We start from the raw sequence: 19226 nt of genomic DNA on the forward strand, positions 1-19226 counted from the left end.
CTCACCATGGGATCTCCCTTTCTTCACCTGTCGATCGCCGATTGGGTCAACGATCAGGTCACCGCGTTCGTGCAGCAATACGGCGACGCGTTCCATAACTTCAGCGTGCTGATGCTGCGCGACGTGCTCGTGCCGCTCGAAGGCCTGCTGCGCGCCATGCCGCCTTTGCTCGTGCTGGCCCTCGTGGGCCTGCTGAGCTGGCATGCGTCGCGCCGCGTGGGCGTGGCGCTGCTGTTCGTCGCTCTGCTCTGGCTGATCGGCTGCTTCGGGCTGTGGGACAAGCTCATGCAGACCTTCGCGCTGATGGTGGTGGCCACCGTCATTTCCGTGGCGCTGGGCGTGCCGCTCGGCATTCTCGCGGCGGGCAGCAGCACGCTGCGCCGCATCCTGCTGCCCGTGCTCGACGTGATGCAGACGCTGCCGAGCTTCGTGTATCTGATTCCGGTGCTGATGCTGTTCGGTCTCGGCAAGGTGCCGGCGATTCTCGCGACCGTCGTGTATGCGCTGCCGCCGCTGATTCGTCTGACCGATCTGGGCATCCGTCACGTCGACGGCGAGATCGTCGAAGCGGCGCGCGCCTTCGGCACGACGCGCGCACAACTGCTGTTCGGCGTGCAGTTGCCGCTCGCGCGTCCGAGCATCATGGCCGGCATCAACCAGACCACGATGATGGCGCTGTCGATGGTCGTGATCGCGTCGATGATCGGCTCGCGCGGTCTCGGCGAAGACGTGCTTGCGGGCATCCAGACGCTCGACGTGGGCAAGGGCACGCAGGCCGGTATCGCCATCGTGATTCTTGCGATCGTGATCGACCGCATCAGCCAGGGCTACGGTCAGGGACGCCGCACGCGCGGCCTCGCGCGCCAGGGCAAGCAGCCTTCGCGCATTCCGTTTCGTCGCGCGCGCAACCAGGCCGACGCCAATGCCAACGCGGCCGATGCGTCCAAGGCCAGCGACCTGAGCGGTCATCCGGCCAAATAAGGCGTCCTGGCGCAGTATTCCCGCGCAGTCAATCCGAATTCGCAAAGAGGTAACGAACATGAGCGGCATCGAAGTCAAACACGTGTACAAGATCTTTGGCGCGCGCGAGGCGAGCCAGCGCGCGCTGGAACTGCTGCGCGGCGGCGCGGGCAAGGCCGAAGTCCTGGAGAAAACCCGCTGCAACGTGGGCCTGAACGACGTGAGCCTGTCGATCGGCTCAGGGCAGATCTTCGTTATCATGGGGTTGTCGGGGTCGGGCAAATCGACGCTCGTGCGCCACTTCAACCGCCTGATCGAGCCGACCGTCGGCGAGATCCTGATCGACGGCAAGGACGTACTCAAGCTCAACGACAACGGCCTGCGCGAGCTGCGCCGCTATGGGGTGAGCATGGTGTTTCAAAGTTTCGGACTCCTTCCGCATCAGACGGTGCTCAATAACGCGGCTTACGCACTCGTCACGCGCGGCGAAAAGAAGGCCGACGCACTCGCCAGTGCGCGCGAATGGCTAGGCAAAGTGGGACTCGGCAACTACGGCGACCACTACCCCGACGAGCTTTCAGGCGGCATGCGCCAGCGCGTGGGCCTCGCGCGCGCCCTTGCCGCCAACACCGACGTGCTGCTGATGGACGAAGCGTTCTCCGCACTCGATCCGCTGATCCGCACGGAAATGCAGGACCAGTTGCTCGAACTGCAAAAGACGCTGCAAAAGACCATCGTGTTCATCACGCACGATCTGGACGAGGCGCTGCGCATCGGCAACCAGATCGCGATCCTGCGCGATGGCCGCCTGATCCAGTGCGGCACGCCCGAAGACATCCTCGAGCGCCCCGCCGACGACTACGTGCGCCGCTTCGTCGAGCGCCGCAGCGCGGTGACGCACTAAGCGCTGTCGATGCGGGCGCTCTACGGCCTGCTGGGCGGCTACACGGTTCTCGTCTGCGGCAACAGCCTGCTCACCACGCTGATCTCGCTGCGCATGATCGAAGCCGCGCATGGCGCGCTCGGCGTGGGTCTCGTGCAGTCGTGCTACTACGTCGGCTTCATTGCGGGCGCGCTCGGCCTGGGTCCCCTCGTTGGGCGCATCGGGCCGCAGCGCGCCTTCATCGGTTTTGGCGCGCTCACGGCGCTGTCCGCGCTCGGCTATCTCTCCTTCGATTCGCCCGATGCGTGGGCCGCGCTGCGGCTCGTGACGGGCTTCAGCATGGTCGGCGTGTTCACGTCGATCGAAAGCGGCGTGAACGGCGCCGTGCCGAACGAGCGGCGCGGACGCGCCTTCGCGCTCTATCTCGTGCTCACCTATCTGGGCGTGAGCGCCGGGCAATTCCTGCTGGGCGTGGCCGCGCCTGGCAGCAATGTCGAACACGCCCTCGTCAATGGGCTTTACGTCGTCTCGCTGATTCCTGTCGCGCTGATCGGCGACTGGCAGCAGAGCGTGCCGCCGCCGGTGACCGAAGCCGCCGCGCGCGCGTCGCCGCTCGCTACGCCCAAACGCCCCACGCTGCTGCTCGACGGCCTGCGCGAACTCGCGCGCGTCGCGCCGCGCAGCGTGCCCGCCTGCGTCGGCGCGGGCCTGCTCTCCAGCGCGTTCTATGCGCTTACGCCGGTCTATCTCGCGCGCATCGGCTTTCCGGCGGCCGACATTTCGCACGCAATGGGCATCGTACTGATCGGCGCGCTGCTTTCGCAATGGCCCGTGGGCAGGCTTTCCGACCGGCTCGGGCGGCGCGCCACGCTCGGCGTGGTCTCGCTCGTCGCCGCCGTGGCGGCAGCGGCGCTGATCGTGGTGCGCGCGCCGTGGCTCGTCGATACGCTGCTGTTCCTCTACGTCGCGCTCACCTTCACGCTCTACGGCGTGATCGTCTCGGACGTCAACGATCACGTCGATCAGACCCGCCGCGTGCAGACCAGCGCCACCTTGCTGCTGGTGTTCTCGCTGGGCGGCGCGGCCGGGCCGACGCTCGCGTCCCTCTTCATGCGCCTGCTCGGCCCGGGTGGGCTCTATATTTTCGCGTTGGCCGTCACGCTGGGCCTCGTGGCGCTCTCCCGGGCGCGGCGTTGAATGAAGCGCCGCCTCCAACCCGCGCAGGCGGCCCCGGCGACTCCAGCCGCGCGGCCCGGTATACTCCGTCGTTTTGGCGCCACGCCTTTTCGAGATGGCGCCGCCCGCGAGGAGACGACCTTGAAGCGAAAGATGCCGGCGCTGAACGCCCTGAAGGCGTTCGAGGCGGCAGGTACGAGCGGCAGCTTCACCCGCGCCGCCGAGCAGTTGAACGTGACGCAGAGCGCGGTCAGCCGCCAGGTGCGCCAACTGGAAGAACAACTCGGCGAGACGCTGCTCGAACGCCACCATCACCGCCTCGAACTCACCGACGCCGGGCGCGCGCTCTTGCGCACGCTCCAGCAGACGTTCGACCGTATCGAGCTGACGGTGCGCACGATCCAGCAGAAGAGCGATCTGAACCGCCTGCGCGTGAACGCACCGCCCACCTTTGCGAGCCGCTGGCTCGTGCCGCGCCTCACGCGTCTGCACGCGCGCCATCCCTCGCTCGAATTGAGCCTCACGACGCAGTTGCAGGACACCCTCGCCGATTCGACCGCGCTCGACTGCGCGATCCGTTTCGGCGATGGCGAATGGGAGGGACTGGAAAGCTCGCTGCTGATGCACGAGTCGCATATCGCGGTGTGCTCGCCCGCGCTACTCGCGAACGGTCCCGTCGATCTCACGCAGCAAACGCTGCTGCACGTTCTGGCGGCTGAAAACCAGCGCTATATGACGTGGCGGCACTGGCTCGACGCCGCGCGCATCGAGGACGTGGATACCTCGGGCGGCTATGAATTCGATCTGCTCGACCATGCGATCCGCGCCGCCATCGAAGGGCTGGGCGTGACCATGGCCGATCGCAACATGATCGGGCGCGAACTGGCCGATGGCCTGCTCGCGCCGGTGCGCGACATCCATGTGGATGGTCGGCAATCCTACTGGTTCGTGGTGCGGCCCGAACAAAAAGCTTCCAGGCCGCTCCAGCTTTTCAGGCAGTGGCTTCAGGACGAGATCGCCGCGGCACGCTGAACGTTTCCAGCGAGGCTGCGCGCGGAGATCGCGCGGTCCGCGTCTTCGAGTATCAGATCCGCGCCTTTTTCCGCCACCATCATCGTCGGCGCATTGGTATTGCCGGACGTGATATTCGGGAAGATCGACGCATCGACCACGCGCAAACCGTCGATGCCGTGCACACGCAGGCGCGCGTCCACCACCGACGTTTGCGGGTCCGGACCCATCGCGCAGGTACCGCACAGGTGATAGATCGAACCGCTTTGCTCGCGGAAGAACTTGAGCATGCTGGCGTCGTCGGTGACTTCGCCGGCCGGCGTGACTTCTTCCACCGTGATCGCCTTCAGCGCCTGCGCCTGCATGAGCTTGCGCACCAGACGGCTGCCTGCGATGGCTTCGTCGCGATCCTTCTGCGTCGACAGATAATTGCCGCGAATCTTCGGCGCATCGGTCACATTGCTCGAAGCGATCTCGACCGAACCCCGGCTGGTCGGACGGCACGGATTGAAGCAGACGAGAAAGCCCGAATACGGCTCCGGCGTCAACTGCGCGCGGCTGGATTTAGGAATCCGATACGACAGCGGGTTGAAATACACCTGCATATCCGGATGCGCCTCATCGGCCCTGGTGCGGAAGAAGCCGCCCGACTGGTTCACGCTCATCGAGAACGGACCGGTCCGCTTGAACAGATACTGCATGCCGAACTTGAGCTTGGTGGCCCAACTGCTGAACGCATCGTTGAGCGTCTTCACGCGCGAACGATAGTAGAAGCTCACGCACAAATGGTCCTGCAGATTCTGGCCCACGGCAGGCAGTTCATGCACCACGCCGATGCCGTGACGCTTGAGCAGCGCCGCCGGTCCCACGCCCGAGAGTTGCAGCAGCTTGGGCGAATCGACGGCGCCAGCCGCCACGATCACTTCACGGTTCGCGTGGACCGTGCGCTTCGTGCCCTGTTGCATGAACTCCACGCCAATCGCACGCGGCGTTTCCGAATTCGTGTCGAACAACACACGCGTCGCCTGCGCGTGATGTTCGATCTTGAGATTCGGACGCTGGCCGGCGCGATGCAGATACGCAAAGCTGCTGGACGCACGCTGGCCGTCGCGCGTATTCACATCGTAAATGCCGACGCCTTCGAGCTTCGCGCCGTTGAAATCGTCATTGCGCTCGTAGCCCAGTTGCTCGCAGCCTTCGAGGAAGGTCTTGCAGATCGGATGCGCACCGTCCTTCATCGGCGTGATGCGCACGGGGCCGTTCGCACCGTGCCACGCCGTATCGCCCAGCGGATGCGATTCGAGCTTGCGGAAATACGGCAGCACGTCCTGATACGACCAGCCCGGATTGCCCGCGGCCGCCCAGTCGTCGAAATCGCGCGCGGCGCCGCGCACATAGATCATCGCGTTGATCGAGCCCGAGCCGCCCTGCACCTTGCCGCGCGGCGCATAGATCTGGCGACCCGCGAGTTCCGGTTCCGGCTCGCTGTAGTACATCCAGTTGTGCACCTTGTTGTAGTACAGCTTGGCGAAGCCGATGGGGATCTTGAACCAGAACGAGTTGTCCGAACCGCCCGCTTCGAGCAGCAACACCGAATGGCGTCCCGAGGCCGACAGCCGTTCGGCGAGAATGCAGCCTGCCGATCCCGCGCCGACGATGATGTAGTCGTAATTCATCGCAATCCTTCCGCGTTTTTATCCGCGCTATCTTTGCTTAACCGCGTGCCGGCGAGGTATCGCGCACGTCGGCCGGTTGGCTCGCCATCTGCAGATGCAGGCGCTTGCCCGTGTACGGCGAATTGGCGCGCACGACGTCCATGTTCAGCTCGACGCCCAGACCCGGCGCCTTCGAGGGAATGATGTAGCCCTCTTCCCACTGGATCGGCTGCTTGAGGACTTCCGCGTGAAAACCGCCCCACGTGCCGATGCTTTCCTGAATCAGGAAGTTCGGCGTGCAGGCCGCGAGCTGGATGCTCGCTGCCGCGCCGACCGGCCCGTTGTAGAGATGCGGCGCGATCTGCGCGTAATAGACCTCGGCGAGCGTGGCCACTTTCTTCGCTTCGAGCAGACCGCCCACGCGCGCGACGTTGAGCTGGATGATCGACGCCGCGCCCGCTTCGAGCAGCTTGTGGAATTCGTATTTCGTGGTCAGGCGCTCGCCCGCCGAAATCGGAATGCTGGTGTGGCGCGCAACTTCGGCCATGGCGTCGGGCTGGCCCGGCGGCACCGGCTCTTCGAACCAGAGCGGGTCGTATTTTTCGAGGCGCTTCGCAAGACGGATCGCCGACGACGGCACCATCTGCCCATGCGTGCCGAACAGAATATCGGCCTTGTTGCCCACGGCTTCGCGCACCTTGCGGCAGAACGTTTCGCAGCGGTCGAGCACTTCCAGCGAAAGCTGATGGCCCGAATACGCCGTGTACGGCCCCGCCGGATCGAACTTCACGGCGGTGAAGCCTTGCTTGACGTTCTGCGCGGCGCATTCGGCGGCCAGATCGGCGTCGTCGTAATCGTACTCGCCCTTGGTATTCTTCGGATAAAGATAGGTGTACGAACGTAGTCGATCGTTCACCATGCCACCGAGCAGTTCATACACCGGCTTGTCCGCTGCCTTGCCGATGATGTCCCAGCAGGCCATTTCCAGGCCGCTGACGATGCCCATCATCGTGAGATCGGGGCGCTGGGTGAAGCCGCTCGAATACGCTTCGCGCCACAGGCGCTCGACATGATGCGGATCGCGGTCGAGCAGATAGCGCGAGAACGCATCTTCGATGGCCGGCACCATCACGTCCGGATGGAAGGTAGCCGCGTAGATTTCACCGACGCCCTGGATACCGCAATCGGTTTGAAGCGTAACGAAGATCCAGTACATACCGCCGAGGTGCGGGGGAGGCACCGCGACGACGTGGGTTTGCATTGCAACGACTTTCATAATTCGAGCGTATTCAGGCAGGTTGTGAATGGGACATGCGCTTGAGCACGAGCGCGGCGATGCCGCCGATCGCACCAATGGCCGCCACATAGGCGAAATAGAACTGATAGCCGAGCATGCCTGCGTAGTGCTCCGTGATATAGCCATTCAGGAGCGGCAGGAAAATATCCGACGAATAACCGATCAGGGAAACAAGGCCGATGGCCAGGCCCGTAATGCGCATGGGAATCGCGCAGTAATCGAGCAACGTCCAGTAGAGGCCGCGAATCGCGTACGTCATCAGGCCGATAAAGAGCACGACCGCGCCGAGCAGCGCCATATTGCGCAGCGAAGGCAAGACGATCAGACCGATCAGGCCCGCGACCGCCAGGAACATCGCCCAGATCAGCACGCGCAGATTCGACAGGCGGTCGCCCAGATAGCCGCCGCCGATGCCGCCGAGCGGGCGCATCCACAGCTTGAGCGTCGTGACCATGCCGGCCGCCACGACCGTCATATGCATCTCGCCCTGTTGCAGATAGGCGGAGAAGCTATAGGTCGCCCAGAAGATCTGATAGCCGCAGAACACCACCGCCGCCACGAGCCAAAGTTGCGGAATCCTGGCGAGTGTCGAGAGATCGCGCCAGAGCGCGCCGCTTGCCTGCGCTTTTGCCGCATCGGCGTCGCCTTGCGCATCGGCAACCTGAACGGGCGCGGCGTCCTTGAAGAAGCTCATCAGCGCGCCAATGCCGATACACGTGAAGGAATACAAAAAGATCACGTGCCGCAGACCCGCTGCTTCGCCACGGCCCGAGCCGGTTGCGGCCGCGAACAGCGCGAGCGCGACGGTGGCGAGCAAGGCTTCGACAAGACCACGGCCGCCATCGAGCAGACCGAAGAAGCGGCCCTGCTCGTTCGCACCCGCGATCATGCGCACGCGCTTGAGCACCGAAGCCCAGAACGTCAGGCCCGTCGTCAGGCCCCAGCAGCAGAAGATCACGAGCAGCACATGAAACGAAGGCGCCGTCGAATACCAGAGCCCCAGCGCGCCCGTGCCGATCAGCGAGAAGCAGATCAAGAGGCGCGGCGCAACGCGGTCGGCGAGCCAGCCGCTCGGCAGATAGGACAGAAAGAAGATGATGCCGAGCACCGAATAAAGGTAGCCCAGTTGCGCGTTGTCGATGTGGAACACATCGAGCATCGTGGTCTGATAGACCTGGCGCAGATAGAGAATCGGGTAGATGGCGCCCGCGGCCAGCACGAGCAGCAGCAGTTGGCCGTAGCGCTGCATCCTGCCTGACGTGGTGGGAATGGACGAGGCGTCGGCGCGCGGCGAGGCCGCCGGCGCGATGGGTTTCGCGATGGACTTCTGCAAGATTGTCTCCATACCGCAGACTCGCTTACAGTCTCACCCGGCGGGCGTGATGCAGCGGTCGGCGTTTCTTCAAGCGGGCATCCGTTTGCGGCGGACGCCCTTTACCTATTCGCTCAGCTATCCGAACGAATTAATCGGGTCTTTCTAGAACGGCATCACGACGAGACGTGTCTGCGTGAATTCGAGCATGCCGTGCTTGCCGTCGTCGCCGCCCAGGCCCGAACGCTTCCAGCCCGCGTGATAGCCCTGATAGGGGTCCGCCGGCGTGCGGTTGACGTACAGCTCGCCCGCCTCGATCTCGTTGGCGACGCGCATCGCGGAACGGTAGCGCTCCGTATAAAGCACCGACGACAAACCAAACTGATGATCGTTGGCCATGCGCAGCGCGTCGTCGAGCGTCTCGTAGGACAGGACCGGCAGGACCGGCCCGAAGATCTCTTCCTGCACGATCTCCATGTCCTGACGGCACGCGCTCAGGAGCGTGGGCGGATAGAAGTGGCCCGCGCCTTCGGGCAGATAACCGCCCGTTTCGACCTTGGCGCCGTCGGCCACGGCGCGTTCGACCATCGCATGGATCGAGGCGCGTGCCTGCTCGCTGATGAGCGGGCCCATGTGCGCGGCGTCCACGGCGCGGTCGCCGAAGCTCACGGCCTTCATCTTGTCGCGCAGCAATTCAACGAAGCGCGCATGTACCGAAGCCTGCACGTAGACACGCTCGATGGCCGTGCAGAGCTGACCGCAATGCGTGGTCTTGGAGCGCGCGATGGCCGTGGCGGCCGCTTCGAGATCGGCGTCGGCTTCGATGATGGCCGGCGTCTTGCCACCCAGTTCGAGCGACGGCCGTGCGATGTTTTCCTTGCAGTAATCGAGCACCTTGCGGCCCGCGCCGACGCTGCCCGTAAGCGAGATCATGCCCACGTCGCGATGCGTGCAGAGCACCGCCGCCGTGTCGTGATCCATCGCCAGCACGTTGAAGAGACCCGGCGGCAATTGCGCGTCCTGCGCGGCGCGCGCCACTTCGAACGCGGAGCACGGCGTATTGTTGCTGGGCCGCGCGACCACGGCATTGCCCGTGATGAGGGCGGGCGCGATTTTGCGCAGCAACGAATAGATCGGGAAATTGAACGGAATCAGGCAGGCCGCGACGCCAATGGGCTCGCGCATCAGGATCAGATTCTCGTTGGCGCTGTCGCTCGGGATCACCTCGCCTTCGATGCGGCGTGCCCATTGCGCGTGATAGCGCAGGATTTCGGCGGCGTAATGCGCTTCGGACGTGGCGTCCGCGACGCTCTTGCCGGATTCGGCCGCCAGTACCGTGCCGATCACCGGCGAGCGGGCATCGATGGCATCGGCGAAGCGGGCGAGGATCGCGCCGCGCTCCGCCGCGGGCAGACGGCGCCAGCGACGTTGCGCCGTGGCCGCAGCCTCGACGGCGCGGATCGCGTCGGCGGCGCTTGCGGCGCTCACGTGGCCGATCAGCTCGGCCGTCGCCGGGTTATGGACGGCGATGCGCGGCGCGTCCGTTTCGAAGAATGTCCCGTTAATGAAATTGTAATCTGATCGCATGATGTGATGCCTGATTGTGTCCGGAGCGTCGCCTCCAGGTTGGGCGCAGTATCCCGCCGTCACGGAATGGCTCACAAACGATTAATTGTCGAGGGAAGCGTGCGGAAAACTCATGCTTCCCTCAGGCCCGCCCGACAAGGGTTTCAGCCCTTACCGGCGGCAAGGTTGCGCAACATTTCGCGCGGCCGCACGGCGCCTGCGCTCCGGCACTCGTATACCCGCGAAAGGGCTCGTAAGGCTTCCGGTAAAGCGCCCCTTTGATTGTTGCTTCATGGCGCACCGCGAGACGCGAAGATTCGATGCGCCGCCACGGAATCCGCTTTCGGGCAGCGCACCACGGGGGCGGCCGCTGCGACGGCGCGCGCCCTCCTCTTCGTTTCATTGTGCCAAGGAGGCCCCACATGACCAGTTCCATCGGTTCCAGCAACCTCACCCGTCCTTCCTCGCCCGAACCGCTTGCGAACAATCGCGGCACCAAATCGAGCGGCCTGCAGCAACCGGGCGGCAATTCGTCAGCCAAACCCAAAACCGTGCAACCGACTCCGGTCGGCCCGCTCGGCCACACCATCAACACCACTGCATGACCGCTTCATCGACTGTCGTGTCGTACTCCCAGGTAATGTCCAGGCTGACCGCCATGCAACTTTCCAATGGCTTTGCGCGCACCGCGTCAGCCCTTTTGCTCGCCAGCATCACGCTGCCGCTCGACGGCTGCGCGGTCGTGGCATTCCCCTGCCGCGTCGTCTCGGCAACGCTGAAGGTCGTGCCCGTCGTCGGTCATCCGGCGGCGATCCCGTTCGACGCGTGCGCGGCGGCAGTCGATTAAGCGGAGCGGCATCATGAAACGGGCGTCGTGGATTGTCTTCACGTCAGGAGCTATCGGCGCGTTCTGCGCCAGCATGCTCACCATGCCGGCGTGTGCCGGGGCAGTGGGCACCGCGGCGTCCGTTACTGCGCCCGCCACATCGCAAAACATGCACAAGGCCGAGCTTGAGCAAGCCCAGCAAAAGCCGGCGAATCCGCTGCCATCGCATACGGCGTCACCTGCGCCGGCGCAACATCGTGCGACGGCCGCGCGCACACGTACCACCGTGCAGAACGATACGCCGTTCTCGTTTCGCGGCATCTCGCTAGGCATCACGCTGAGCGCGCTGCGCGAGGCGAACATGATCCGCGCGACGCCGCACGAGAGCACGCTGGTTTGCGAAACCGACGTGGCGGGCGGCGACATCGGCATGATGCTCAAGAGCTATGCCAGCCCCACCATTGCCTGCCGCTGGGCGCACCGCACCTCGAATGGCTGGGCGCCGTCGCTCGCGGTCGTGGCCGGCGCGCCTGCCGTCGATCATGTGCTGCGCTTCGCGCACGATGCGCCCAGCGACCCGCTGCGGCTCAATGAAATGTCCTTCGTGGTGGACAACATGACGGCGTTCGATCTGCGCGATCTGTTCGCGGCGCGCTATGGCAAGCCGCACATGCGCGGCACCCAAGACGTGCCGCTGCTCGTATGGGACAACGCCTCAAGCACGATCACGATCTGCGTGCTGCCCGACGGCGGACGCGCCACGCTCACCTATCTGCTGAAACCACCCAGCCCGCGCCCCAAGGGCTTCGAGCGCGCGTTGAAGGTCAGCCAGTTCGACGAAGGCTGACCCGTCAGGCCGACAAACCGAGCTCGCCACCACGCGTATCCAGACGATAATGATGAATTCCTCCCACACTCGCCCCCTTCCAGTTACATCGGATTCCTTATCTTTTGTTAAGACCGGGAAGACCGTGAAATATTCTCTGTCTTGCGCGCTCGCAAGCGCCGCGTTTGCCCTGTCGCTCGCGGGCTGTTCCACGCCCGATTCGATTGTCGATACCCCGATGTCGCCGCCGCTCGCCGAAGCACCGCTCAACGTCAACACGAGCGGCTCGATCTATCAGGCCGGCACGTCCATCGCACTCTACGAAACACCGCGCGCCCAGCACATCGGCGAAGTGCTGACGATCCGGCTGTCCGAAACCTATACCGGCAACGACACCGCCTCCGCCGCCGCCAAGCGTTCGAGCGACATTACGGCCACCGCGGCGGATCAATCGACCGGCACGGCGGCGCGTCTCGCGCGCCTTTTCAATATCGGCTCCGCTTCGACCAGTTTCGACGGCAGCGGCAGCCATACGCTTTCGAGCGGCATGAACGGCACGCTGGCCGTGACCATCATCAGCAAAACGCCCACGGGCAATCTCGTGGTGTCCGGCGAAAAGATCATTGCCATGAGCGGCGAGCACCAGCGTCTGCGCCTGTCGGGCATCGTGAATCCCAACGATGTCGAAGCCGACAACTACGTGGATTCCGGCAAGATCGCCAATGCCCGCATCGAGGAAGTCGGCCATGGCATGCTCAACGACGCCACGACCGTGGGCTGGCTGCAGCGCATGTTCCTGAGCGTGCTGACATTCTGAGTTATTGCCAATTCTGAACAGGCGTAAAAAAGGGCGGATCGCTTACCACAGCGAACCGCCCTTTCTTCTTATTCGTCTTCTATCTTCACGTCGTTTTTATATTCGCCTTTATATTCGCTGTAGCGCTCCGCCACGCCCACTTCCCCATCGGGCACGAATACATAGCCGTGGCCCCAAACGGTTTGCAGATAGCGAGGCTCGGACGGATCGGTTTCGATCAGACGGCGCAGACGCCAGATCGCCACATCCAGACTGCGATTACGATATCGCCCTGCTTCGCCATAGACGATCTCGATGATTTGCTCGCGCGAGAGAATCGTCATCGCGTGATTCACAAACAGCTTCAGAAACGCGAATTCGCTCGAACGCAGCGGAATGCGCTCCTCGTCGCGATAGAGTTCGCGCGAGCGGAAGTCCAGCTCGAACGGACCGAAGCTGAACGACGCGCGGCTTTCCGGCGCGCCCGTCGCGCTCGCTACGCTGCGCCGACGCATCACCGTGCGGATACGCGCAGCCAGCTCGCCCGGATCGAAGGGCTTGCCCACGTAGTCGTCGGCGCCGAATTCCAGCCCCAGCACGCGATCGATCACTTCGTTGCGCGCGGTCAGCAGGATCACAGGCAGATCGTCGCCGCTCGCACGCAGCTCGCGCAAGGCACTGATGCCATCGACCTCCGGCATCATGATGTCGAGCACGACCACCTGAGGCCGCTCGGAACGAAGCTTGTTTTGCAGGGCGCGCGCCGACGGCAGCGCGGTGACGCTGAAGCCGCGCATCTGGAGATACTCGGCGGTGACGTCGCGCACGACAGGATCGTCGTCGACGAGGAATACGTTATTGGTCATGCGCAAATCGTAAGGGACACGCCACGCGTGGCAAAGACCCCTTACCTTCCCATTCCTTTCCTGAAACATGCGGCGAGAAAGATTACTGGCCGCTCGAAGCTTGCTCGAATGTGCTCGCGAGGCGCGTCTGATCCACCACCATGCTATCGATCAGGCCCTGAAGCTTCACGGTCGCGCTGGAATAGCGGTCCGTGCTCAAGCCGTGCACCTCGTAGCGCGCCGTCACGGCGATACGGTTATCCAGGAAGATCGTCATATTGATGGTCGAGAGATACGCCTTGCTATCGTCGCTAAAGGTCGGGCGGCCAAACTCGATCGATGCGTTATAGACCAGCCGGCCAGCGCAATTCGCGGGCTCCGTGCCGGGACTATAAAGGTCCGAGCGCACGCCGCGCTGCGCAAGCGCGTATTGAAGCGACGGCACGAAATCGGCAGCCGTCACCATCGGATTGATCTCTATGCAGACATCGGTGAGATTCACAGGCCGTCCCGTCACGAATTTTGGCGACGCGTAATTCGAGGCGACCGCATAACCGGCCTGGATCACCGAACCTGTGGCGTCGGCGGCCGTGATCAGCGTCCACGCGCAGCCGTTGAGTGCGAGCGGCGCGGCAAGCGCCGCTGCGCAAAGTGAGGAGCGGATAACGTTGAGCATGGCGGCAGAGGCGGAACGCGTCGATGGGCTGCACGGCGCGCGATGATGTCGATTCGCGTCAATTCACGTCGATTCACATCAATACGTTGCGCGGGCGGCAGGTCTCGACATGCATCATCGCGGCAAAGCGCGATGAGCGATGGCGCAGATATCGGCCAGTATTGAAGGTGGCTTTCCAGTTATTCGCAAATCCCCCTTCAAGTAAGCACTTTTATAGCGCACTTGCCTTGAATCCAGTCCTGGCTGCAAATCGCGCGCGCCCTCTTACCGCTCGTACCCGATTTGAAACGATTCGTAAGCGATCCAGCAATCGCCCCGTTGAGCAACGCTTTGTGTTGAGGACGCTGCGCTATCGTTTTCCTTGCGGCGCAGTGCGCCGTGGCGACGCCGGACGAGCCGCCTGTCATTCCCTGCCATTTCAACATCATCGTGTCCGCCATGAACCGAGAACTGACCCACCGCGCCGAATCCATCCTGCCTCGCGGCCTCAGCGCTGCCGCGCTCGCGCTCTTTGCCACGCTCGCCGTTTCCACAGCGGCGCAAGCGGCGAGCTTCCATTGCCCGCACAACGCCTCGGCGTCGGAGCGCATCGTCTGTACCGATCCGACGCTGTCCGCGCTCGACGACAAGCTCGCCGCGCTGTATAAAACAGCCGTCGACGCCACGCCCGACGCTACCGCGCTCGAAGCCGATCGCGTCAACCAATGGCAATGGCGCCAGCACAACTGCAAGGACAAGGCTTGCGTGACGGACTGGTATAACCGCCGCATCGCCGAACTCGAAGGCGATTTCAAACACGGCCAGCAAGCCACCGCGCAACGCGTGAAGGATGGTGTCGCCGATCAGCATCTGGCGCCGACCGCGCGTGACGCCGTGCTGGAAATGAAGGGCATTGAGCCTGCGGTCAAGCACACCGACGCAAAACACGAGGACGCCGAGGCCAACGCCGAAGCGCTGCGTCTGCGCAAGATGCCTAGCGGCGTCGCCGCCGACGCGCGCCAGAAGCGTATCGCCGACGCGCTCGCGAAGCATATTCCCGCCGCCGTGCCCGCGCCGTCCGCATCGAATGCACAGGAAAATGCCGCAGCGGGCAAAGCGATTGCGAACGCAACGAGCGTAGCATCGATCGACAAAACCATCGCGCAGACGAAGGACAAGCCCGTAAAACAGGCATCGGTTCCGACCCCGGAGGCGAAGGCTACTGCGCAAACGCCAGTTCAGGAAGCCACTGTTGCAGTGAAGTAAGCCATCGGGAAGCCCTGTTGGGGTCCGTCGGTAAGCGTAGGTAAGAATCAGTCACACCGGCGCTATTCATCGAAACGTCGACATCAAATAAAATTTCACGATGAGTCCACACGTTCTCATCGTCGACGACGATCCGGTCGTGCGCGATCTACTTTCCCGCTTCCTGCGAACCCACGGCTTCCAGACATCCGTGCTGCACGAGGGCACGCACCTCGCGCGACGGCTCGAACTCGAACGGCCTTCGATCATTGTGCTCGATGTCATGATGCCGGGCACCGACGGGCTGCGCACGCTTGCCGCGTTGCGCGCGCAAGGCGACGACATTCCAGTGATCTTCGCCTCCGCGCGCGGCGCGGTGACCGACCGCATCGCCGGGCTCACGCTCGGCGCGGACGATTATGTCGCCAAGCCCTTCGATCCGCAAGAACTGCTGCTGCGCATCCAGACGGTGCTGCGCCGTCATGGCGCGGTGCCGCCCAGCGCGCCTGAAGCACGCGAGCGCTGCCAGTTCGGGTTGTTCGAGCTGGACTTCGCCACACGCGCACTGCTGCGCGACGGCGAGCGCGTGCCCCTGCGCGACAGCATCTTCGCTCTCCTGAAGATCTTCGCGCGCAATCCATACCGCGTCCTCTCTCGCGTCCTGATCCACGACTTGCTGCGCGAAGACGGCGTGCCGTTCAACGATCGCAGCCTCGACGTGCCGATCTGGCGTCTGCGCCGCGTGATTGAGGAGGATCCCGCGCAGCCGCGTTTCGTGCAGACCGTGCGCGGCAAGGGTTATGTATTCGTGCCGCTGCGCGAAGATGAAATCGATGGCAACGACGTGGCCGCTGCTGCACACGCCGGTTCATGAACAATCCGCTGAATACGCTGTTTGGGCGCATGGCCCTGATGTCGGCGCTCGTGCTTTTTATCGTGCAGGCGTGCTGGTTCGTCGTGTTCGCGCCGCAGCCGCGCCGCCACGAAGTCGAGGGTTTCGAGCGTGGGCTGCTGCTGATGCTGCACGCCGCCAACGGCGCGGCGCCCAACGAAGTCGAACTCGCACCGGCGTTGCGCGTGCATCTCGTGCCCACCTGGAACATGCCGGCCGATGTGAAACTCGAAGTGCCCACGCGCGAACCGCTCGCCGATCTGCGCAAACAGTTGCTGCGCGATCTACCGGCGGGCACTGAAATTCTTGCGGATCTGAAACACCGTCGCGGCGCGCTCTGGGTGCGCTTTCCCGGCCATCCCACGTGGATCGTCGCGCCAGTCGATCTGCCGCCGCCGCCCAATATTCTGCCGGTTGCGGGCGGCCTGCTCGCCATGTCGCTGCTCGTCGCGCTGCTCGCCGTGTGGCAGATGCAGCGTCCGCTCTCGCTCGTCGCGCAGGCGGCGCGTGCCTTCGGCGGCGGCCATCGGCCCATGCCCGTGAACGAACAGGGACCGCGTGAACTACGTGAACTGATCGGCTCGTTCAACCGCATGATGAAGCAGCTCAACGAAGCCGACGACGACCAGGCAGTCATGCTGGCCGGCGTCGCGCACGACCTTAAATCGCCGCTCACGCGCATCAAGCTGCGTGCGTCGATGTTGGGCTCCGACCTCGAGCGTCAGCAGCTTTATCGCGAAGTCGATTCGCTCAACGATATCGTCCAGCAGTTTCTGGAATTCGCGCGACAACGGCCTGAATCCGGGCCTGAAGTGGAAGTGGATGCACTGCTGCGCGAACAATATTATTCGGACACCAGCAGCGATGAAGACGTGCTTTTCAGGCTCGATCTGCGCGCTGGGCCAGCATTCCACATGCCGCGCACGTTGCTGGACCGGCTGATTTCGAATCTCGTCGATAACGCGCTCGAACATGGCGTGCCGCCCGTCGAGATCGCCACGCGCCGCGAAGGCGCGCAATGGATCATCGATGTGCGCGATCACGGCCCGGGTATTCCCGCCGATCGCGTGGCGGCGGCGATCAAACCATTCGTGCGGCTCGACGAAGCACGCGGCGGCGAAGGCCATTGCGGCCTGGGGCTCGCGATCATCACGCGTCTCGTGCGCAATCAGGGCGGCCAGTGCGAACTCTCCAACCACCCCGAAGGCGGCTTGCGCGTGCGCATCGCGCTGCCCGTGCTCTGAACGGCCGATCGAACGGCCATGCGCCGTATGCGCTTACACCGCGAGGCGGGCGCGCAGGCGCCCCACCGTCGCTGAATCAAGACCAAGGCCACTCTGCAGGTAGCGATTGATATCGCCATAGCTGGACTGCAAGGCATCGCAGGCGGCCTGCAGATAGCTCGCCTGCACGGGTGGCGTGAGATTCTGCGAATCGATCGCCGTCGAGCGCCACGCATTCGTCAAAAGAAAATCCTGCACGACGATTTCGAGCGGCACGTTCGCGATCAGCAACAGCAGCGCCGACGCCCAGCCCGCCACATCGACCCCAGTACCGCCGACGATCAATTGCGGCGCCGACGCCTCGGCAATATGTTCGAGCAGCGCGCCATAGGCGATGCATTGCGTGCGGCCCGTCACCAGCTCGCGCCACTGCGCCTGCATCGCCGCATCCAGCTCGCTCGCCGAATAGCCCGCGAACGAGCGCGGTGTCGACGTGCCCAGGACGTTGAGCGTGACGCGGTTCGCACTGGTCAGCGTGATGTCGGGCGTGCTGTCGTTTTCGGCGGGCGTGCGCAGATCATAGACGCACGCAAATCCCATGCGCTCAAGTGTCACTGTGTCTGCCGCATTGGGCGTGAGCGCGTCGGAGCGGTATAGCAGTGCGCGCCGTACATGCGCGCCGTCGCTCGTCGAATAACCCGGCGCCGCGCCGCCGATGTCGCGAAAATTCGCGACTGAATTCGCCACGGGCGTCGGCGCGAATTGCGGCCCCGTACCATCCGAATAGTCCCCGCCACATGCGCTCAAAAGCGTGCTTGCGCAACCACCGAGCGCCAGTACGCTCATCGTGCCCTTGAGCAGCCTGCGCCGCGGCGGGCTGGCCAGCGAACCCGACAAACCTTTGCGCAAGTGTCTGAACGAAGGAGAACCGGCGGAGAAGGGAAGCATCATCGATAGAAAGCGAGCACGCGGCGGCATTTCATGCCGCGCGCGTAAAAATTGGAAAGTCGAAGTTTATCGGTAGACGGGACTAAAAAGGTTACGTCGCAAGACCCCGTAATAATCCGCATTACCTTGCGTTGCGCCGCAAAGGCAGGGCGGCGACATCATGCCGCGCCATAAAGTCCTCGTCACGGGCGTTTTCGCACACAAATATTTCTATTCCTTTCCAATCAAACAGAAGTGGAAAGTTTGCACGAAACACCTTGTTTTCTTGCGCCTTAATGGGCCTGTGGCGATGCGCAAAACCTCTGATTTCATTAACGAAACTTCCGGTTACTTCCAGAATATTATTCTTGACGCTCAATCTCCCGCTTCTATAATCGCCCGTGAAATTCAGGCATGGACGCCACGCTGCCTCGGCAGCGGACTATTGCCCCTGGGAGTGCAACGTCATGTACAAAGGCAGTGTCACCGAAGAGGCGCGCGAGGTCATGCGCGCGAACGAACTGATCCAGCTTGGCGCTCGCATGCCGGTGCTGGAAAAAGAACTCAATCTTTCGCGCAATCGTCTGATCAGGCTCTATCGTGAGATCAAGGATGCGTCGCCGCCCAAGGGCATGCTGCCGTTTTCGGCGGACTGGTACTTCACATGGCTGCCCAATATTCACGCCTCGCTGTTCTACAACATCTTTCTGTATCTCAAGGATGAGGCGCAATGCAACCGGCTCGACGCGCTTACGCGTGCATACCGGCTGTATCTCGAACACTGCGATTGCGCTGAAACCGAACGCGTGCTGAGCTTCACGCGTGCATGGACGCTGCTGCGCTTTTTCGAAGGCGGCCTGCTCGCCCTGACGCGCTGCGGCACCTGCACGGGCCGCTTCGTGCGCCCCATGCGCGACGCCAACAAGCCTTATACCTGCTGCGTCTGCGCCCCGCCTTCGCGCGCGGGCGTCACGCGAGCCATGCTCGAAAGCCGAAACGGGGAAAGCGGCGCAAATTCACGTACCGGCCCGGGCACGGCATTGCTTGCGACGCCGTACGCGGCGTGAGCAAATCGCCCGCGCGGAGACGACTCGCTGCTTTGCTTTCCTGATTAATACGCAATGCCCCACG

At 63.6% G+C, this 19226-nt stretch carries 20 protein-coding genes; 12 read left to right on the forward strand and 8 right to left on the reverse strand.

Going from position 1 to position 19226, the window contains the following annotated elements:
* The first annotated feature begins 6 nt into the window (after positions 1 to 6).
* The 4 genes from B0G62_RS13315 (at position 7) to B0G62_RS13330 (ending at position 4051) form a co-directional block, all read left to right on the forward strand.
* Positions 7 to 981, forward strand: coding sequence for an ABC transporter permease (locus B0G62_RS13315; RefSeq protein WP_103704646.1), 975 nt, complete (start codon positions 7 to 9; stop codon positions 979 to 981).
* 58 nt (positions 982 to 1039) lie between these two features.
* On the forward strand, positions 1040 to 1864 hold the full coding sequence (locus B0G62_RS13320; RefSeq protein ID WP_103704647.1) for a quaternary amine ABC transporter ATP-binding protein: 825 nt from the start codon (positions 1040 to 1042) through the stop codon (positions 1862 to 1864).
* A gap of 9 nt (positions 1865 to 1873) precedes the next feature.
* Positions 1874 to 3040 (forward strand): MFS transporter, encoded by a 1167-nt coding sequence (locus tag B0G62_RS13325; protein WP_103704648.1) that lies wholly within the window; start codon positions 1874 to 1876, stop codon positions 3038 to 3040.
* Between the two features lie 132 nt (positions 3041 to 3172).
* Positions 3173 to 4051, forward strand: coding sequence for a LysR substrate-binding domain-containing protein (locus tag B0G62_RS13330; RefSeq protein WP_103704649.1), 879 nt, complete (start codon positions 3173 to 3175; stop codon positions 4049 to 4051).
* On the opposite strand, the gene B0G62_RS13335 is transcribed toward B0G62_RS13330, so the two are convergent.
* The 4 genes from B0G62_RS13335 to aldA all read right to left on the reverse strand — a co-directional run bounded on the left by B0G62_RS13335 (position 4024) and on the right by aldA (position 9881).
* Complete coding sequence (locus B0G62_RS13335) at positions 4024 to 5706, reverse strand: GMC family oxidoreductase (RefSeq protein ID WP_103704650.1); 1683 nt, start codon at positions 5704 to 5706, stop codon at positions 4024 to 4026. The two genes, B0G62_RS13330 and B0G62_RS13335, sit on opposite strands and share 28 nt — an antisense overlap.
* A gap of 37 nt (positions 5707 to 5743) precedes the next feature.
* The gene (locus B0G62_RS13340; protein WP_103704651.1) at positions 5744 to 6961 is read right to left on the reverse strand and encodes a mandelate racemase/muconate lactonizing enzyme family protein; all 1218 of its coding nucleotides are present in this window, start codon (positions 6959 to 6961) and stop codon (positions 5744 to 5746) included.
* A gap of 13 nt (positions 6962 to 6974) precedes the next feature.
* Positions 6975 to 8315, reverse strand: coding sequence for an MFS transporter (locus tag B0G62_RS13345; protein ID WP_244193222.1), 1341 nt, complete (start codon positions 8313 to 8315; stop codon positions 6975 to 6977).
* 144 nt (positions 8316 to 8459) lie between these two features.
* The gene (gene aldA / locus B0G62_RS13350) at positions 8460 to 9881 is read right to left on the reverse strand and encodes an aldehyde dehydrogenase (RefSeq protein ID WP_103704653.1); all 1422 of its coding nucleotides are present in this window, start codon (positions 9879 to 9881) and stop codon (positions 8460 to 8462) included.
* Between the two features lie 401 nt (positions 9882 to 10282).
* Here aldA and B0G62_RS13355 point away from each other — a divergent pair, with 401 nt between their 5' ends.
* The 4 genes from B0G62_RS13355 to B0G62_RS13370 all read left to right on the forward strand — a co-directional run bounded on the left by B0G62_RS13355 (position 10283) and on the right by B0G62_RS13370 (position 12329).
* Complete coding sequence (locus B0G62_RS13355) at positions 10283 to 10465, forward strand: hypothetical protein (RefSeq protein WP_103704654.1); 183 nt, start codon at positions 10283 to 10285, stop codon at positions 10463 to 10465.
* A 53-nt stretch (positions 10466 to 10518) separates the two neighbouring features.
* Positions 10519 to 10707, forward strand: a complete 189-nt coding sequence (locus B0G62_RS13360; RefSeq protein ID WP_103704655.1) for a DUF6726 family protein — start codon at positions 10519 to 10521, stop codon at positions 10705 to 10707.
* Between the two features lie 13 nt (positions 10708 to 10720).
* Entirely contained in the window at positions 10721 to 11533 is an 813-nt protein-coding gene (locus B0G62_RS13365; protein ID WP_146055265.1) for a hypothetical protein, read from the forward strand.
* 124 nt (positions 11534 to 11657) lie between these two features.
* Positions 11658 to 12329 (forward strand): flagellar basal body L-ring protein FlgH, encoded by a 672-nt coding sequence (locus tag B0G62_RS13370; RefSeq protein WP_244193223.1) that lies wholly within the window; start codon positions 11658 to 11660, stop codon positions 12327 to 12329.
* A 68-nt stretch (positions 12330 to 12397) separates the two neighbouring features.
* Here B0G62_RS13370 and B0G62_RS13375 read toward each other — a convergent pair whose 3' ends face one another.
* Entirely contained in the window at positions 12398 to 13174 is a 777-nt protein-coding gene (locus tag B0G62_RS13375) for a response regulator (RefSeq protein WP_103704657.1), read from the reverse strand.
* An 82-nt stretch (positions 13175 to 13256) separates the two neighbouring features.
* Positions 13257 to 13829 (reverse strand): hypothetical protein, encoded by a 573-nt coding sequence (locus tag B0G62_RS13380; RefSeq protein WP_103704658.1) that lies wholly within the window; start codon positions 13827 to 13829, stop codon positions 13257 to 13259.
* A 438-nt stretch (positions 13830 to 14267) separates the two neighbouring features.
* Between B0G62_RS13380 and B0G62_RS13385 the strand changes: the two genes are divergently transcribed.
* The 3 genes from B0G62_RS13385 to B0G62_RS13395 all read left to right on the forward strand — a co-directional run bounded on the left by B0G62_RS13385 (position 14268) and on the right by B0G62_RS13395 (position 17189).
* Positions 14268 to 15074, forward strand: coding sequence for a lysozyme inhibitor LprI family protein (locus B0G62_RS13385; protein WP_146055266.1), 807 nt, complete (start codon positions 14268 to 14270; stop codon positions 15072 to 15074).
* 100 nt (positions 15075 to 15174) lie between these two features.
* Positions 15175 to 15927 carry a response regulator gene (locus B0G62_RS13390; RefSeq protein WP_103704660.1) on the forward strand — a complete coding sequence of 251 codons (753 nt, stop codon included), beginning with the start codon at positions 15175 to 15177 and terminating at the stop codon, positions 15925 to 15927.
* Entirely contained in the window at positions 15924 to 17189 is a 1266-nt protein-coding gene (locus tag B0G62_RS13395; RefSeq protein WP_103704661.1) for an ATP-binding protein, read from the forward strand. Before B0G62_RS13390 ends, B0G62_RS13395 begins: the two co-directional genes overlap by 4 nt.
* 33 nt (positions 17190 to 17222) lie before the next feature.
* On the opposite strand, the gene B0G62_RS13400 is transcribed toward B0G62_RS13395, so the two are convergent.
* The gene (locus tag B0G62_RS13400; protein ID WP_167401246.1) at positions 17223 to 18077 is read right to left on the reverse strand and encodes a tyrosine-protein phosphatase; all 855 of its coding nucleotides are present in this window, start codon (positions 18075 to 18077) and stop codon (positions 17223 to 17225) included.
* A gap of 160 nt (positions 18078 to 18237) precedes the next feature.
* Entirely contained in the window at positions 18238 to 18474 is a 237-nt protein-coding gene (locus B0G62_RS31240) for a hypothetical protein (RefSeq protein ID WP_146055267.1), read from the reverse strand.
* Between the two features lie 88 nt (positions 18475 to 18562).
* Between B0G62_RS31240 and flhC the strand changes: the two genes are divergently transcribed.
* Positions 18563 to 19162 carry a flagellar transcriptional regulator FlhC gene (flhC, locus tag B0G62_RS13405; RefSeq protein WP_103704663.1) on the forward strand — a complete coding sequence of 200 codons (600 nt, stop codon included), beginning with the start codon at positions 18563 to 18565 and terminating at the stop codon, positions 19160 to 19162.
* Positions 19163 to 19226: the final 64 nt, after the last annotated feature.

Origin of the sequence: Paraburkholderia eburnea (assembly GCF_002917095.1) — a bacterium.
Lineage (GTDB): Bacteria > Pseudomonadota > Gammaproteobacteria > Burkholderiales > Burkholderiaceae > Paraburkholderia > Paraburkholderia eburnea.